Annotated in this window: 13 protein-coding genes and 1 pseudogene; 7 read left to right on the top strand and 7 right to left on the bottom strand. The window is 52.6% G+C overall.

From position 1 onward, the window contains the following. Positions 1-31 precede the first annotated feature (31 nt). The gene (locus JL661_RS02210) at positions 32-1,453 is read right to left on the bottom strand and encodes an ATP phosphoribosyltransferase regulatory subunit (protein ID WP_225310133.1); all 1,422 of its coding nucleotides are present in this window, start codon (positions 1,451-1,453) and stop codon (positions 32-34) included. Between the two features lie 126 nt (positions 1,454-1,579). Further along, positions 1,580-1,933: pseudogene (locus JL661_RS18245) on the bottom strand (transposase); the annotation flags it as partial. A gap of 424 nt (positions 1,934-2,357) precedes the next feature. On the opposite strand from JL661_RS18245, the gene hdcC reads away from it, so the two are divergent. The 4 genes from hdcC to hisS all read left to right on the top strand — a co-directional run bounded on the left by hdcC (position 2,358) and on the right by hisS (position 7,834). After that, on the top strand, positions 2,358-3,719 hold the full coding sequence (gene hdcC / locus JL661_RS02205) for a histidine-histamine antiporter (protein ID WP_004241242.1): 1,362 nt from the start codon (positions 2,358-2,360) through the stop codon (positions 3,717-3,719). A 50-nt stretch (positions 3,720-3,769) separates the two neighbouring features. Continuing rightward, the gene (locus tag JL661_RS02200) at positions 3,770-4,906 is read left to right on the top strand and encodes a histidine decarboxylase (RefSeq protein WP_004234859.1); all 1,137 of its coding nucleotides are present in this window, start codon (positions 3,770-3,772) and stop codon (positions 4,904-4,906) included. Between the two features lie 203 nt (positions 4,907-5,109). Then, a complete protein-coding gene (locus JL661_RS02195; protein ID WP_062772016.1) occupies positions 5,110-6,552 on the top strand; it encodes an amino acid permease in 1,443 nt (480 codons plus the stop codon). Between the two features lie 10 nt (positions 6,553-6,562). Further along, a complete protein-coding gene (hisS, locus tag JL661_RS02190) occupies positions 6,563-7,834 on the top strand; it encodes a histidine--tRNA ligase (RefSeq protein ID WP_004241239.1) in 1,272 nt (423 codons plus the stop codon). A 54-nt stretch (positions 7,835-7,888) separates the two neighbouring features. Here hisS and JL661_RS02185 read toward each other — a convergent pair whose 3' ends face one another. Continuing rightward, complete coding sequence (locus JL661_RS02185) at positions 7,889-8,626, bottom strand: GntR family transcriptional regulator (protein WP_004241238.1); 738 nt, start codon at positions 8,624-8,626, stop codon at positions 7,889-7,891. Between the two features lie 249 nt (positions 8,627-8,875). Between JL661_RS02185 and JL661_RS02180 the strand changes: the two genes are divergently transcribed. Genes JL661_RS02180 through JL661_RS02170 form a run of 3 tightly spaced genes read left to right on the top strand, consistent with a single transcriptional unit; the run spans position 8,876 to position 12,258 of the window. Continuing rightward, positions 8,876-9,895 carry an ADP-ribosylglycohydrolase family protein gene (locus JL661_RS02180; protein WP_112548151.1) on the top strand — a complete coding sequence of 340 codons (1,020 nt, stop codon included), beginning with the start codon at positions 8,876-8,878 and terminating at the stop codon, positions 9,893-9,895. Continuing rightward, positions 9,892-11,292, top strand: coding sequence for a purine-cytosine permease family protein (locus JL661_RS02175; RefSeq protein ID WP_004234853.1), 1,401 nt, complete (start codon positions 9,892-9,894; stop codon positions 11,290-11,292). Before JL661_RS02180 ends, JL661_RS02175 begins: the two co-directional genes overlap by 4 nt. Positions 11,293-11,301: 9 nt before the next feature. Further along, on the top strand, positions 11,302-12,258 hold the full coding sequence (locus tag JL661_RS02170) for a PfkB family carbohydrate kinase (protein ID WP_004234852.1): 957 nt from the start codon (positions 11,302-11,304) through the stop codon (positions 12,256-12,258). A 62-nt stretch (positions 12,259-12,320) separates the two neighbouring features. On the opposite strand, the gene JL661_RS02165 is transcribed toward JL661_RS02170, so the two are convergent. The 4 genes from JL661_RS02165 to gntR all read right to left on the bottom strand — a co-directional run bounded on the left by JL661_RS02165 (position 12,321) and on the right by gntR (position 16,594). Then, positions 12,321-13,382 carry a methyl-accepting chemotaxis protein gene (locus tag JL661_RS02165; RefSeq protein WP_046025010.1) on the bottom strand — a complete coding sequence of 354 codons (1,062 nt, stop codon included), beginning with the start codon at positions 13,380-13,382 and terminating at the stop codon, positions 12,321-12,323. A gap of 169 nt (positions 13,383-13,551) precedes the next feature. After that, a complete protein-coding gene (gntU, locus tag JL661_RS02160) occupies positions 13,552-14,889 on the bottom strand; it encodes a gluconate transporter (RefSeq protein ID WP_004234850.1) in 1,338 nt (445 codons plus the stop codon). Then, the gene (gene gntK, locus JL661_RS02155) at positions 14,886-15,428 is read right to left on the bottom strand and encodes a gluconokinase (RefSeq protein ID WP_004241234.1); all 543 of its coding nucleotides are present in this window, start codon (positions 15,426-15,428) and stop codon (positions 14,886-14,888) included. The genes gntU and gntK overlap by 4 nt, the downstream gene beginning before the upstream one ends. Before the next feature lie 170 nt (positions 15,429-15,598). After that, positions 15,599-16,594, bottom strand: coding sequence for a gluconate operon transcriptional repressor GntR (gntR, locus tag JL661_RS02150; RefSeq protein WP_062772019.1), 996 nt, complete (start codon positions 16,592-16,594; stop codon positions 15,599-15,601). Positions 16,595-16,657 lie beyond the last annotated feature (63 nt).

Below are 16,657 nucleotides of genomic sequence, written 5' to 3'. Positions count from 1 at the left end.
TAAGCTGATTATATCTGCGGATCCTCTCCCCTCAGCAGTTTACGCTGTGTCCCAGCACACCGATCATGGCATTCTCATTCACAAACTGAATCATTCCGTTGTCTTTATCAGTCAGCTCCAGCGCTTTGTCATCCTCTGACGGCACCACAATGATAAAACGGCTGCCGTTGCGCTCCGCATTCTTGCGGCAGGTACTGATCCGCATCCCCGAGCAGTCATTTTTAATGGTGAAATGCGGGAACAGTATCCGCAGACGGCGGCCGACCATCAGCGCATGCCCGGCGGCACGGGTGTTTTCCGGGATCAGCACCACATCGGTCGCATTCTGACGCAGCAGTTGCTTGTGACATTTGCGGATCAGGAAAATAATCGGGTCGAGCATAAACGCAAAACCGCTGACCGCCACCTGTTTATCCAGCAGATGCGACGCACTGGCATCATAACGGCCGCCGCGGCATAACAGCTCATCGTGGCTGTCAGGATGCGTGGTGCGCCATTCAAACAGGGTGTGACAGTAATTATTCACCGGATACAGTCCCGGCGTCACACTGTACGGAATTTTCAGGCGGTTGAGGGATTCGAGCAACTGACGGAAGCGGGCGGCGGAAGCCTCAGAGAGAAACTCACTGAGCCGGGGCGCTTTTTTATTAACGATATCCAGCAGCTTGTGCGGTGTGGATAATAACTGCTCCGGTTTCTCTTTCAGTTTAACCAGCCACGGCTCCTCAAAGAATGGCAGAAACGGCTGATAATACTCTCTCAGTGCCCGACGAAACCGGCTGAATTCTTCTTCGCTGCCGGCGGTATTTATTTTTAATTCAATGTACGGCGTAAGGTGTAATGAACTGAAAAAATCATACTGCATTAAAATATGTTCCAGCTCGATATCAATATTATCGTAGCCGAATGCTTCCACACCGATCTGGTGATATTGTTCAAAATCCTGTTTCTGCCCGGCCACATTCCGGAACATCGCACCGATATACCATAATTTGCTTTTTGACTGTAAACGCTGATGCTGTGCGATCACCCGCAGACAGCCCATCGTACCCTCACCGCGCAGCAGTGCCGGATGGCTGCAGTTGAGTTTGGGGCCGTTATGGTTATCATCCGCGAATGCCGCGGCATTCTTCATATGGTCATCCCAGTATTCCAGCACCGGAAAGCGGATCTCCTGATAACAGTAGCGTGCCAGCAGCTTAGAGGCGCGGTTTTCCAGCCAGATCCAGTCCGCCACATCATTACTGTAATGTTTGCGCGGCCGTCCGCTCTGATGCGGGCGTACTGTCCGGTTCACTTCAAATTCCAGTTTCTGGCAATACTGATTGGTGCCCAGTACGCAATTCTGATTCAGACAGATTTGAATACGCTCAATAACAGACTGGCTGATAGTGGTATATAAAAAATGCTGATAATGGATCCCGCGCTCTTCCGGTGTTTTACCTAATTGCAAATAACACTGATGTTCAGTCATTCTCGGAATAGTGCATTCCCCGGTGTTATGACCGTAACTTGAATAATTTAAGTTATGTTTATCATTATATTCCGACTGGTCGGATGTGAATGTATCAACATATTGAGAGACTAAAAGAAAATAGGAGTTTGCTTCAATAAGGCAGCTGTTATAACGCCGGTCCCATAATGCCCCGGTACGCTGATATTTATTATTGTAGTAAGGAACATACTGGCGTCCGATGTGCTGTATAAAGCGGCTTAAATCTTCTTTTGATTTTGGTGTCAGCAGCAACAATACCGTATCTGCCTGAAGTGAATAGGCATGAAGCTCGCAATTGTATGATTCTAAAGACCTGTCCACACAGGTCAGAAAGCGGGCGTAATCATTCTCTTCCTGAAAGAGTTTTTCATGATTGTGCCCGTTAAGTTTAATCAGCTGTGGTAATCCAGGGAAATAAAGGCGCTCTCTTCTTGGCATAGGTCAGCGCTCCAATCGCTAAAAATAATAAATTTATCTAATGAGTAATATAATATAAAACCGGTTTTATTATTTTAACTCATATCATAAAACCCGTTTTTATTTTTGAATGCCATTCTTTTTTATCGTATTGAAAAAAGTATATTTATTTTTTACTTACCTGCTTTGTTAATTAACACATGACAAAAGTAAAATAATAACCACACCAGAAGTCCGATTATTCACGTCAAAAAAGGGGGACAGAGTCACTTACTGCAAAACGGCACATAAAATATTCATTTTCAGCTGAAACTGTTATAGAAGCGCTGTTTTTTTTTGATCGATATCAAATTTAGAACGACATTTAAAAATTAAGTTTCCCGTATCTCGGTAATTGTCATCGGGTGCACCTTTCCAATTAAACAATCATTACAGGAAAAGCATTATGGGAAACATGAGTGCCAGTTCCGCCCATAAAATGGGGGTGGTCGCGCTGACCCTGGTAACCGCATCAAATATGATGGGTTCCGGTGTGTTCATGCTGCCGACTAACCTCGCGGGCGTCGGTTACATCTCCTTATGGGGATGGTTATTTACAATCATTGGTGTTATCGCATTAGCCTTAGTTTTCGCCAAAACCAGTCTTATCACACCGCGTAACGGCGGTATCGTGGCTTACGCCAGCGATGCTTTCGGTCCGTTTATCGGTTTCCAGACCACTGTCTGTTACTGGATCAGTGCCTGGGTCGGTAACGTCGCGCTGCTGGTTGCCGGTGTCGGTTACCTCAGCTACTTCTTCCCTGAACTGAAAAACCCTGCTATCGGCAGCGTCGTTGCTATCGCGATTCTGTGGGGCTTCGTGGTATTAGCCAGTTTCGGTGCCCGTGTCGCCGGTCGTGCGCAGTCATTCACTGCAAGCTGCATGCTGGTTGTTGTTCTGGGTGTCGGTGTCATCGGCTGGTTCTGGTTCGATCCGCAGATGTTTACTCAGGTTTATAACGGTACCGGTAAAAGCGATACCACTGCCATTATCACTGCGGCATCTATCGCGCTGTGGGGCTTCCTGGGTGTTGAATCTGCTGTGGTTTCCAGCGGCCAGGTGGACAAACCGGAATACACTGTACCGCGTGCAACCGTTTATGGTCTGCTGATTGCGTCAGTCTGCTACGTCGGCAGCTGCACCGTTATCATGGGTCTGGTTCCGCACGAAGAACTGGTTAACTCTGCTGCGCCGTTTGCGGATGCTGCCCGTTACATGTTCGGTGAAACTGCCGGTACTGTTGCCTCTATCCTGAGTATCATCGCCTGCTTCGGTTCTATCTCCGGCTGGTTAATCCTGCAGTCTGAAGGTCCGCGTGCCGGTGCAAACCAGGGTCTGTTCCCTAAATTCTTCTCCGATGTGAACAAAAATGACGTTCCGATGAAAAGCCTGATTTTCACCGGTGTGCTGATGAGCCTGGTGCTGTTAATGACCGCGTCACCAAACCTGGCCAAACAGTTCGAAATCGTCATTCTGATGTCTGTCTTCGCATCCCTGCTGCCATACATGTACGCACTGATTTCTCTGCCAATCATCATGGTTTCCAAAAAAATGAACCGCGGCAGCACCTTCATTTTCTATAACGTCCTGGTGGTTATCGGCATTATCTACTGTGTCTTTGCCCTGTTAGGTTCCGGTTCTGATTCTATGTTCTGGGGTCTGGTCATGATGTCAATCACTATCCCGCTGTTCAGCTTCGTGGCCGCAGGCCGTGCGAAAAAAGGCAACGAGATTCTGTACATCAACGACGAACAAAACAAAGCGTGATTTGCTCCGCTTCACAGTCTTAACTTTTGAAAAACAAGAGGTAATTAAGTATGACTCTGTCTATCAATGATCAAAACAAACTTGATGCATTCTGGGCTTATTGCGTAAAAAACCAGTATTTCAACATCGGCTATCCTGAATCAGCAGATTTCGATTACACCAACCTGGAACGTTTCTTACGTTTCTCCATCAACAACTGCGGTGACTGGGGCGAATATTGCAACTACCTGCTGAACTCTTTCGATTTCGAGAAAGAAGTGATGGAGTATTTCGCAGACCTGTTCAAAATTCCGTTTGAACAAAGCTGGGGTTATGTGACCAACGGCGGTACCGAAGGTAACATGTTCGGTTGCTACCTGGGCCGTGAAATCTTCCCTGACGGTACCCTGTACTATTCAAAAGATACTCACTATTCCGTTGCGAAAATCGTTAAATTACTGCGTATCAAATCTCAGGTTGTTGAATCTCTGCCAAACGGCGAAATCGACTATGACGATCTGATGAAAAAAATCGCTGACGATAAAGAAGCGCATCCGATCATTTTCGCTAACATCGGTACCACTGTCCGCGGTGCTATTGATGATATCGCTGAAATCCAGAAACGCCTGAAAGCAGCCGGTATCAAACGTGAAGATTACTACCTGCACGCTGATGCGGCACTGAGCGGCATGATCCTGCCATTCGTTGATGATGCACAGCCATTCACTTTTGCTGACGGTATCGACTCAATCGGTGTTTCCGGCCACAAAATGATTGGTTCGCCAATCCCTTGCGGTATCGTTGTTGCGAAGAAAGAAAACGTGGATCGTATTTCTGTTGAAATCGACTACATCTCCGCACACGACAAAACCATCACCGGTTCACGTAACGGTCACACACCACTGATGCTGTGGGAAGCTATCCGTTCACATTCAACTGAGGAATGGAAACGCCGCATCACCCGCAGTCTGGATATGGCTCAGTACGCTGTTGACCGTATGCAGAAAGCCGGTATCAATGCATGGCGCAACAAAAACTCCATTACTGTTGTGTTCCCTTGCCCGTCAGAACGCGTCTGGAGAGAACATTGCCTGGCAACGTCCGGCGACGTGGCTCACCTGATCACCACCGCGCACCATCTGGATACCGCGCAGATCGACAAACTGATCGACGACGTTATCGCGGATTTTAACTTACACGCGGCATAAAAAAAGGCAGTGGTAATTATCCACTGCCCCCTTACGGTTCGTTGCCGGCGCAGACGCCAATCCTGCCGGCAACGCTCTCTAACCTATACAGCGACACAGGATGATGCAAGAAAAAAGACCAAAAAACACGGCTCAGTTCTCTGATCGTGAGATTTTTTGCTCCCTCATCCGCAGCTGGAGTATTTCTGTGAGGACAAAATGGTATGGTTCCCAATGGTAAATCCACCCACCGCATGGGCCTGACAGCCCTGATCATTATGACGGCTTCCAATATGATGGGAAGCGGCGTGTTTATGTTACCCTCCTCCCTCGCGCATATCGGTTCCATCGCGCTGTGGGGCGGACTGCTGACCTTCTGCGGCGTACTGGCACTGGCGCTGGTGTTCGCCAAGACCGGTGAAATCTCCCCCTGTAAAGGCGGTGTGATTGCCAATATCGGACGGACATTCGGGCAGTATATCGGGTTACAGACATCACTTTTTTACTGGCTTTCGACCTGGATAGGCAACTGTGCCTTACTGATCTCCGGTGTCGGTTATCTCTCTTATTTCTTTCCGCAGCTTCACACTCCGCTTTACGCCGCTATTACCGCAATTATTATTCTCTGGGCTTTCGTTCTGCTGGGTTTGCAGGGCGCAAAAGTCGTCGGCTATGCGCAGATTTTTACCGGCCTTTGTATGCTCACCGTTATTCTGAGCATCAGTATTTTCGGCTGGACCAGTTTTGATTACACACGTTATATCACCAGTTTTAATGTTACTCAGACCAGTAACACAGATGCTATTTTTGCCGCCGCCGCGATTTCGCTGTGGGGCTATCTGGGAATTGAATCCGCGTCGGTTTCATCCGCCCAGGTGACTAATCCGCACCGCAATATTCCGCTGGCAACCATTATCGGGCTGGTTATTGCTGCCGCCTGCTATCTCAGTTCCACCAATGTCATGATGGGGATCCTGCCCCACGAACAGCTTGTTAACTCCACCGCACCGTTTGCTGATACCGCCCGTTATCTGTGGGGCGAACATGCGGGACAGATTATCTCTGCGCTCGCGATTATTGCCTGCTTCGGTGCATTACCGGGCTGGCAGATTTTACAGACTGAAGTTCCCAGCTCTGCGGCGGAAGAAGGCACATTCCCGCGTTTTTTTGCTGATGTGAACCGCCACGGCGTGCCGTATAAAGGGCTGATTTGTACCGCCGGGATGATGAGCGCCGTGCTGCTGCTCACCATCTCACCAAGCCTGGAACAGCAGTTCCGCAATATCATTATTCTTGCGGTCTCCGCCAGTCTGATCCCGTATGCATTTGCTGTGATTTCCCTGCCGATCGCCATGATCGCCAAAAAAATGCAGTACGGGCGCACCTTTATTATTTACGCCACTCTGAGCCTGATTGGTCTGGGATTCATTATGGTCGCGCTGACAGGCGCCGGCACCAAACCGCTGTTCTGGGGCATGGTGCTGCAGATGTTTACCATTCCGCTGTATCTGTTTTTTATTATGCGCCGCGAAAAAAACACTACTGATCCCCGTCCCGGGCTCGCCCTGTCGTACATCCCGGGGATCTGCGCTGAGCAGACCGCTGAGATGGCGTTATCGGCTGACAATGATGACAGCCGGAATTTCTCACAGAGAAACTGTATATAGAGGACTAAAAATGGAAAAGATTCAGTCAATCAGAGGGATGAGAAGTGTGCTTCCGGAAGAAACACCGGTCTGGCAGTGGCTGGAAAACCGGATCCGGAATATCACTTCCCGCTACGGCTATCAGGAGGTCAGGCTGCCGATTCTGGAACCGGTTGCCCTGTTTGAGCGCGCGGTCGGTGAATCCACCGATATCGTCTCAAAAGAGATGTATAACTTCCTCGATAAAAGCGGCGAGCACATCACCCTGCGCCCGGAAGGTACCAGTGGTTGCGTCCGGACCGTGATTGAGAACAACATGTGCTACAACACCACGCAGCGCCTGTGGTATCAGGGCCCGATGTTCCGTTATGAGCGTCCGCAGAAAGGCCGTCTGCGTCAGTTCACTCAGTTCGGGGTGGAAACCTTCGGCATGCCGGGGGCGGATGTGGATGCAGAGCTTATCTTTATGGTGAAAGATATCTTTAAGGCGCTCGGCGTGGATAAACACGTCCGCCTTGAGATTAACTCCCTCGGGACACCGGAAGAGCGCTCAGAGCACCGTCAGCAGCTGGTGAATTACTTTATGCAGCACAAAGCGCTGCTGGATGAGGACAGCCTGCGCCGTCTGGAAACCAACCCGCTGCGTATCCTGGACAGCAAAAACCCGGATATGCAGGAGATGATTGAAGCAGCACCGCGCCTGCTGGACTTCCTCGGTGAGGAATCACAGCAGCACTTTGATGATCTGCGCCGTCTGCTGGACAGTGAAAATATTGCTTATGTGGTCAACCCGCGTCTGGTCCGCGGACTGGATTACTACACCCGTACCGTATTTGAGTGGATCACGGAAGAGCTGGGTTCACAGGGGACAGTCTGCGGCGGTGGCCGTTACGATGGTCTGGTTGAATTGTTCAGCGGCAAACAGTTACCGGCTTCCGGGTTTGCTATCGGGATCGAACGGCTGTTACTGCTGATCCAGACTCTCGGCCTGGATAAAGATATTGTGAATCAGCCGGATATTGTGGTGACTTATGAAGATCCGGCACAGAATGTGGAAGCGCTGTTACTGGCTAACACACTGCGCCATCAGTTGCCGCAATATAAAATCCTCAATGATTTCACCAGTGCCAAACTGAAGCGTCAGCACAGCAATGCGCTGAAATCCGGCTGCCGTTACATCGTGACGCTCAACCGTGACGGCCAGGTCGGCCTGTGGGATCTGGCGGCGAACACCAATGAAACCCTCACCGCAGACACCCTCGCCAATGCGTTTCTGAATAAAACCATCACTGCGATGGCCTGATAAACAGCAACGTAATATAAACAAAAGCACTGTTTTTACAGTGCTTTTTTGCTTTCAGGCTTTTACAGTAAAGTGGAAATGATAAAAATCACTGCGGCAGATAGCCGTACCGTACTCCAGCACCCTGCCCAGCTTGTCGCGGCTTCTGAGGATAATTTTCATCAGTGAGGCTGTCGGCGGAATAGAAAGCAGTTTTGCCTCCTCCGCGGTCGGGTGACAGATAGAGAGAGCATATTCCTGCACATCCGGCTCAATTCCCTGCGCCAGCCAGTGCGCATACAGAGAACCGTCCAGCAGATCAGGACGCGGCAGAAACGCCTCCGGGATAAACATGGTTTCCAGCGAGACCGGAATATCATCCACCAGCCGGACACGTTTGATCACCGCCATCGTATCACCTGCGGATAATTCCAGTTCCGGGGCCAGTGAGTCCGGCACAGAGTCCAGCTGACGAATAAGCCAGCGGTTGGACACCTTGCCGCTGCCGGCGGCCTGCGCGGAAAAACCGCCGCCGGACAGGTTGTACTGCACCGGCAGATTAATCTGCGTGCCTTTGCCGTGATGTTTCACCACCAGGCCCTGTTTCAGCAGTAAGTCCAGTGCCTTCACCACCGTAACGCGGGATACCCCCAGCGACTGCGACAAACGGCGTTCAGACGGCAGAACACAACCGTGCGTCAGCTGCTTTTGTGTGATGGCTTCTTCAATCCCTTGTTTTAGCTGAAGATATAACGGAACAGTTGATTGCTGATCAAGCCTGTGCTGTAAAAAAGTGAGAAAATCATGTTCCACAAATAGGTTCCTGTCATGCTGCGGATAACGGCTGAAAACAGTGTAGCAACTTTTGTGTCCGCTATCACATACTGATTAAAATCAATCCAACTGGACTACAACTGGACTTATTTGTCGTCTATTATATACTCTATAAAGACAAAGGCTCCACAGCAGTTTTATACCAATAATATGATTTGTTGTTCTTAATTCATTCAACACCAGTTCAGATAATAATAAATGACACAATCAGCAGCAGTCCCGTTAAATGTGACAGAAAAACGTATTCTCGGTTGTCTTTACGGGCAGGCAACCGGGGACGCCATGGGCATGCCGTCGGAACTCTGGCCGAAGAGCCGGGTCCGTCAGCACTTCGGCTGGATTGATACTTTCCTGCCGGGGCCTGAGGAGAATATTGCCGCCAACGAGTTTGTTGCCGGGGAATTTACCGATGACACCAGTCAGTGTGTTGCCCTGATGGATGCCATTATTGAGGAGCACGGTGCTGTCGTCCCGCAGACGATCGCCCGTCACATAATGGCGTGGGCCACCCGGATAAACGCGTTTGAAAAAAATATTCTGGGGCCGACATCAAAAGCTGCGCTGAATGCCATACACCAGGGAATACCTTTAGATAAAATAGAGGCAAATGGTGTGACCAACGGTTCCGCGATGCGTGTCGCGCCCGTCGGTTGCCTGATGCCATCATATAATACAGATCGTTTTATTGAGCAGGTCAGGCTCTCCTGTCTGCCGACCCACAAATCCGATATCGCCATTGCCGGTGCTGTTGTGATTGCGCGGGCCGTTAGTCTGGCTGTTGAGGGCACTGACTGGTCTGCGATAAAACAGGCTGTCATACCGCTGGCTGACACTGTTCAGCGCCGGTTTGAGTCCACCTTCAGCCCATTGCTGGGACGGAGGATTATGTACGCCCTCAATGTGGTCCGCGGGCGCACGGACGAAGAGCAGGCACTGACCGATCTCTATGAGATAGTCGGCGCCGGTATGGATAATATTGAGTCTATCCCGTGTGCAATTGCACTCGCGGATTTAGCCAACACCAATCCCGTACGCTGTGCGGTACTGGCTGCAAATCTCGGCGGCGACACGGACACCATCGGTGCCATGGCGACGGCCATCTGCGGCGCAATTCACGGCATTGACAGTTTTGATGCTGACAGTATCGCATTGATAAATCATACAAATAATATCGATTTTACGCCGTATGCCCGCCGTCTGGCACAGTTCAGACAGGAGTATGCCGCGACGAACAGGATGATGTCATGAGTCAGCAATCTGTACCTTCAGCGTTGAACAAAACCGATCCGACCATCGAAGAACTGGGGATCGGCCTGATCCCGCCTTCCCGGCAGACCAAAAAACCCGCCGAACTGTTCTTTGTCTGGTGTGCCGCTAATATCGGCATTCTCGGCGTGGTCTACGGCGCGATTATTGTGTCGTTCGGGCTGTCCTTCTTTCAGTCGGTTTTAGCGGCAGTGGTTGGTGTCGCCTCCTTTATTTTAGTGGGGATCACCAGTATCGCCGGTAAAATCGGCCGGACCACCACCCTCACCCTTTCCCGCGCCAGCTTCGGCAAAAGCGGTAATATCGCGCCGACGGCTTTCTGCTGGTTTAACCTGATGGGCTGGGAAGCGGTGAATATCATCACCGGCACCCTGACCCTGGCGGCGCTGTTCACCGCCATCGGGCTGGGCAGCGGACACCTGATGACCGCTATCGCGCTGATACTGTTCGGCGGACTGACGGTGCTGGTCAGTATTCTCGGGCAGAACACCGTTTTGCTGATGCAGAAATGGATCACGCGTATTTTCGGGGCGATGACCCTGTTTGTCGTCCTCTGGCTGCTTGCGACCGCAGACTGGCAGGCGCTGATCAGCCGTCCTTCCGGTAACTGGATCACCGGTTTCCTGCCTGCGGTGTCCATTATCGCCGCCGGAACCGGGATCAGCTGGGCGATTGCCGGGGCAGATTACAGCCGTGACCAGAGCCCGTCCTCATCCCACAGCCGTATTTTCGGCTCAGTGGTCGGCGGGGCCGCACTGCCGCTGTTACTTCTGATCCTGACCGGTATTCTGCTGACCGCGCAACTGCCTGATCTGGCAGCGGAAGAGAACCCGATTGCCGCAATCGGCGGTCTGCTGCCGTCCTGGATGGCGGTGCCGTATCTGGCCGCTGCGGTGGCAGGGATTGTCACTATCGCCGTCCTCAGCCTCTATTCCGCCAGTCTCAACCTGCTGAGCATGGGCATCAAACTCAAACAGCGCACCGCCGTTGCTCTTGATGGCGTGATTGTGCTGGCGATCGCGATTTATGTTCTGTTTGTTTCCGGTGATTTCCTCGGGCCGTTTATTTCATTCCTGGTGTTCTGCGGATTGTTCCTCGCATCCTGGGCGGCGATTTTTATCACCGATTACTACTGCAAACACAAAACCGCCGGTTACGACGAAGTTTCGCTCTACGGCGACACCGGGGTTATCTGGCCGACCTTCCTGTGCTGGCTCGGCGGCTCGGTTGCCGGGCTGCTGGTCACCAACACCGGCTTTATTAACGGACCGTTTGCCACCGGTGTGTTTGAGAATTCCAGTCTGGGGCTGTTTGTCTCCTTCCTGGTGAGCATGGCGGCGTACCGCCTGACACTGATGATAAAACCGGTACGGAGTTAAACGGAACTGATGGATGTAACATTACTGACACCACAGCGCCCGGTCGTGGTTATCGGCGCGGCTTTCGGCGATGTGATGCTGGAAGTGAATGCACTGCCGCACAGCGGGGATGATATCAGCGCCCTGCCGCTCGGGCAGCAGATCGGCGGCTGCGCCTTTAATGTCGCCCGCGCGCTGAGCCGTCTCGGTATTACACCGGTCAATGGCATTCCCGCCGGAAACGGCAGTTGGGGAAAACAGGTCACCGCCGCGATGGAAAAGGAAAATCTGCCGGTTCTGCTGCGCCATCCGACGCACGATAACGGCTGGTGTCTGGCGCTGGTGGAGGAAAGCAAAGAACGCACATTCATCACCATCGAAGGCTGTGAGCAGCACTGGAGTGACGCGCTGCTCGCACAAATTCCGGTACCGGACAATGCCCTGATTTATGTCTCCGGTTACGAACTGGTCAGTCCGGAAAGCGCGCCGCTGCGCAACTGGCTGCTGGCACAGAGTGCGGATAAAACCCTGTTTGCGGATTTCGGTCCGCGTCTGCGGGACATTGATCCGGACTTTATTGAAAAGCTGCTGGCGAAAAAACCGCTGCTGACCGTCAACCGTGATGAGCTGGCACAGCTCAATCCGCAGGGCGGAAAACAGTCTGAGATACAGACAGACGATGCACAGGCGTTTGCCGACAGCTACGGCCTGCCGCTGATCGCCCGCTTTGATAAAGAAGGCGCTGTGGTGTGCCAGCCGGGACAACAGCCGGTCAGAATCCCGGCGTACAAAGTGCCGGTAGCCGATACCATTGCCGCCGGAGACAGCCACTGTGCCGGTGTTCTCGCCGGACTGGCCTGCGGACAACCGCTCACGGATGCCGTACGGACCGGTAATGCGGTGGCGGCCATTGTGGTCAGCCGCCCGGGCTCTGACGGCGCACCCACCCGCTCTGAACTGAGTGAGTTTTTACATCACCACCTCTGAAACACCGCCCGTTTACCCGACAGCGATGTTCACTCAGCCCCCGGATTCCGGGGGTTTTTCTTTCAGTAACTGATCGATACCAGCAGATCATCGATGTTTTCAATCACTTCGCGGCTGGCATCTTCCATTGCCGACAAATGCAGTTCTTCATCATGAAGTGAGCCCTTCGCCCGGGCTTCCAGCGCCAGGCGCCCGGAAAGATGTACCAGCCGGTGCGGCCTTTCCAGTTTCCGGTAGGCATCATGGCCGGTAAACCGCTGTCCTTCGTCCGCGTAATACCATTTGCCGAGACGGCACTGTGTGTGGTCATTAACCGATAAATCAGCGTTTCCGTCCAGCAGGCGGCGGTAGATATCCCCTTTCCAGATAACATGATCCAGTTTGACGGTATTGAGAAATTGCTGCACCGCCACAAACCGGATGATCGCCTCCATCCGCGAAGAAATGGTGATCATACTCTGTAAGCGTTCGTCCGTCTGAACCGCAATATTACGGATACAGCTCACCAGCTTCTGGTTATCTTCCGCATCCGTATAAATCGAGTTGGCATGTGACTTTATTTTGCCGGTAAAAGCGGTGATATTGATGGCTTCGTTCTGAATTTCGCCGGATAATTGTTTTATTTCCCGGGCGATGACCGAAAACCCGGCCCCCCGGCTGCCGACATGGGAAGCTTCAATCGCTGAGTTAACCGCCAGCAGGTTCGTCTGGTTGGCCAGTCGTTCGATATTATTAATGTTCTGATTAATCTGCCCCAGCACTGAGATCAGCTTTTGTGTGTAATCAAGCCCTTTATCCGCGTGCTCACTGATATCATCCAGCACACTGCACAACTCCTGCATGTAGCGGCGTGTTTCACTGTTATGCAGCGCGATTTCATCCAGAGTGCCCTGCTCCCCGGCAAGCCGGGTGCCGGAATCCAGCAGAGAATTGCGGATAATTTCTATCACCGCCATACCCTCCAGCAAATGCCGGCACAAAATTTCACCGTGAACGCACTGCTGTTCATCACTGTCTGCCATCACCGCTCGCGTTGCCGGTTCCGGAAAAACCGCCGGCACTTCCCCGGGGATTGCGGACTGTTTCTTTTGCAGAAAAAACCATTTTTTCATTATATTCAGCATGTTAATTCCGGTTAAGACAGATAACACAACTCAGGGAAATAGCGCAGATTGCCGCCGGGGACACATTAACTATCGGCGGAGAAAACGGAGGCTTTATGCAGACGGCGGGGAGTGATAAAAACGGCAGCGGATTTTAATAACCCGCTGCCGGAGAGTGAAAACAGAAGTGTTACAGGAAGGCGAAGAACAGCATACCGACAAGCGCCCCGGTGGTTCCCAGGATGGTTTCCATCAGTGTCCAGGTCTTCAGGGTCTGTGCTTCGGTGGCACCGGTAAATTTACCGAACAGCCAGAAACCGGAGTCGTTCACGTGGCTCAGCACAATAGAGCCGCCCGCGATACAAACAGACAGAGCCGCCAGCTGTGCGCCGGAATAGCCCAGTTCACCGATAACCGGCAGTACCAGACCGACGGTGGTCAGACAGGCAACGGTTGCAGAGCCCTGGATCACACGGACGGCGGCAGAGAGGACAAAACAGGCAGCAGCAATCGGCAGCCCCGCACCAATCAGTGATTCACCCAGTGCCGGACCTACGCCGGAATCCACCAGCACCTGTTTGAACACACCGCCGGCACCGGTCACCAGCAGGATAATCCCGGCTGGCTGAATAGCAGCAGAACAGATTTCCATGACTTTATTGCGGCTCATGCCACGGCGGATTGCCAGGCCGTAAATCGCCACCAGACAGGCAATCAGGATCGCCAGGAACGGGTGTCCGATAAACACCAGCCAGGCGTGCAGTTTTGAATCCGGATCCACCATCGGCGCAGCAATGGTTTTCAGACCGACCAGCACCAGCGGGAACAGTACCAGCGCCAGGCTCAGGCCAAACGATGGCATCTTGTGTTGTCCGAGAGCCGGTTCAGTCAGGTCTTCCGGCAGCTCCAGGGTGACAAACTTACTGATAAAGTTACCGAACAGGGGTCCTGCCAGGATCATACCCGGGATCGCCGCACACAGGCCGATCAGGATCATCCAGCCGAAATCTGCATTCATCTGGTCTGCCAGCAGCATCGGGGTCGGTCCCGGCAGCAGGAAGCAGGCAGCCGCCGCCACACCGGCAAACAGCGGGATAGCCAGGCGCACCACGTTACCGCCGGTACGACGGGCAACAGCGAAGACCACACCGATCAGCAGGACAATCGCCACATCAAAGAACAGCGGCAGAGCGCAGATAAGCCCGGCGATCCCCAGCGCGTAATGCGCCCGTTTTTCACCGAAGGAATTCAGTAGTTTGACAGCTATCTGGTCGAGTGCGCCGGTTTCATGCAGGATTTTGCCGAACATCGCCCCGAGCGCGACCACTATCGCCAGGAAACCGAGCGTGCCGCCCATGCCGTTCTGCATGGTCTGTGTGATCTGCTCCAGCGGCATGCCGGAAAACAGCCCCGCGCCGATAGCCACAATCATCAGTGCCACGAACGCATGCAGCCGCGCCACCATCACCAGGAACAGCAGCAGTAATACCGACCCGGCGGCGGTTAACACCAGGGTTAATGTTGTCATGACTGACCTCCGGAAACCTGTCTGATAATCTGAACCGCGCCCGCGATCACATCCTCAAGCGGCGGCTGAATGTCCAGCACCTGTACATCCTGCTCTGCGGCAGTGTCCGGTGCTTCTAAGGTATCAAACTGTGTGATCAGCATTTCCGGTTTGAAGAAATGCCCTTTGCGGGCTTTCAGGCGGCTTTCGATCAGCTCAAAATCCCCTTTCAGCCAGATAAATGACAGGTTTTTATTCTGGCGGCGCAGGATATCGCGGTAGCTTTTTTTCAGCGCCGAACAGACAATCACCGAAAGCTCATTGGTCCGCTGCATAGCAAAAATCGCGTCGTTGATGGCTTTCAGCCACGGTTCACGATCGGCATCATTCAGCGGGTGCCCGGCCGCCATTTTTTCGATATTGGCACGCGGATGCAGGTAATCCCCGTCCAGAAAGGCCGCATTCAGCCCGGTAGCAACCCCGTTAGCCACAGCGGATTTTCCGCAGCCGGAAACCCCCATCAAAACAAAGGCGTGATGTGGTTTTTGGCTATCACTCATAACAATTCCTCTTATGCGGTCATTATCACCGGATATGTTACCGGTAACTATTACCGGTAACATTACCAACGGATATGGTTACAATGCAATCAAACACTGTTTTCGGATGAACAAATTGTGACAGTTATCTCAAATGAAATTCCTGTCACTTCAGGAAGGGCCGGGAGCCGTTAAATACTCTCTCCCGGTAATAATTCGAAGCCGACATCCACTATCTGCTGAGGCGGCAGTTCGCCGCGCAGACGTGCCAGCAGCACTTCTGCCGCACGGCGGCCCATCAGATCACGGGGTGTGAGGACACTCGCCAGTTTCGGGGTCATCACACGGCCGACATCATGGCCGTGGAACCCGGCAACCGCCAGATCCTGCGGGATGCGGATCCCGAGGCGCTGACACTCAAAAACAGCACCGATAGCAAGGTCATCGTTGGTACAGAACAGCCCGTCAGCATCCGGATAATCAGCTCTGACCTGGTGCAGTTGTCTCGCCCCCAGCGAATACGAGGAGCTTTCCTGCGTCATCACATTGCCCGGTTCAAGCCCGGCATCCCGCATAGCCTGTTCATAACCCTGAAGGCGCATGAATGTCCGTTCGTCATGGCGCGCGCCGAGGTAAATCACACGGCGGCAGCCGCGTGCAATCATGGCCTGCGTCATTTCAAATGACGCGAGCCGGTTATCCAGCCCGACGGCGGAATCATAGCAGGGGGAGACGCTGTCCATCAGCTCAACCACCGGAATACCGGCGGTGGCCAGCATTTTCAGGGTGCGCGGGGTGTGGGTGCGTTCGGCCAGGATCAGGCCGTCGATATTGTAAGACAACAGGGAGACCAGGCGATCTTCTTCTTTCTCCGCCTGATAGCCGTAGTGCGCCAGCATTGTCTGATAACCGGCCGCATCCGTCACGGTTTCGATACCGCGGATCACTTCCGCAAACACCTGGTTGGTCAGCGAGGGCAGCAGCACGCCGATAGCCCGGCTGGTGGCATTGGATAAAATATCCGGCACCCGGTTCGGGATATACCCCAGTTCATCAAGGGTACGGGCAATCGTGCCGCGCAGTTTTTCGGAAACCTGTTCGGGGTTACGCAAAAAGCGGCTGATAGTCATTTTGGTTACACCAACGCGGTCAGCCACGTCCTGTAACGAAGGGCGTTTTTTCTTCATAGTGCTTATCTTAATACAGACTGGTCTGTGTGTCGTCATATCCGCCGAAAGAGGCCGTAGTTA

Source organism: Morganella morganii (assembly GCF_019243775.1).
Classification (GTDB): domain Bacteria; phylum Pseudomonadota; class Gammaproteobacteria; order Enterobacterales; family Enterobacteriaceae; genus Morganella; species Morganella morganii.
The sequence above is the reverse complement of the archived record's forward strand: the minus strand, read 5'-3'. Positions and strand labels throughout refer to the sequence as shown.

What these genes read in the sequence shown, in the direction of transcription:
- hdcC (WP_004241242.1), top strand. Translation starts at nt 2,358, where the DNA reads ATGGGAAACATGAGTGCCAGTTCCGCCCATAAAATGGGGGTGGTCGCG.
- JL661_RS02200 (WP_004234859.1), top strand. Translation starts at nt 3,770, where the DNA reads ATGACTCTGTCTATCAATGATCAAAACAAACTTGATGCATTCTGGGCT.
- JL661_RS02195 (WP_062772016.1), top strand. Translation starts at nt 5,110, where the DNA reads ATGGTTCCCAATGGTAAATCCACCCACCGCATGGGCCTGACAGCCCTG.
- hisS (WP_004241239.1), top strand. Translation starts at nt 6,563, where the DNA reads ATGGAAAAGATTCAGTCAATCAGAGGGATGAGAAGTGTGCTTCCGGAA.
- JL661_RS02175 (WP_004234853.1), top strand. Translation starts at nt 9,892, where the DNA reads ATGAGTCAGCAATCTGTACCTTCAGCGTTGAACAAAACCGATCCGACC.
- JL661_RS02170 (WP_004234852.1), top strand. Translation starts at nt 11,302, where the DNA reads ATGGATGTAACATTACTGACACCACAGCGCCCGGTCGTGGTTATCGGC.
- JL661_RS02165 (WP_046025010.1), bottom strand. Translation starts at nt 13,382, where the DNA reads ATGCTGAATATAATGAAAAAATGGTTTTTTCTGCAAAAGAAACAGTCC.
- gntU (WP_004234850.1), bottom strand. Translation starts at nt 14,889, where the DNA reads ATGACAACATTAACCCTGGTGTTAACCGCCGCCGGGTCGGTATTACTG.
- gntK (WP_004241234.1), bottom strand. Translation starts at nt 15,428, where the DNA reads ATGAGTGATAGCCAAAAACCACATCACGCCTTTGTTTTGATGGGGGTT.
- gntR (WP_062772019.1), bottom strand. Translation starts at nt 16,594, where the DNA reads ATGAAGAAAAAACGCCCTTCGTTACAGGACGTGGCTGACCGCGTTGGT.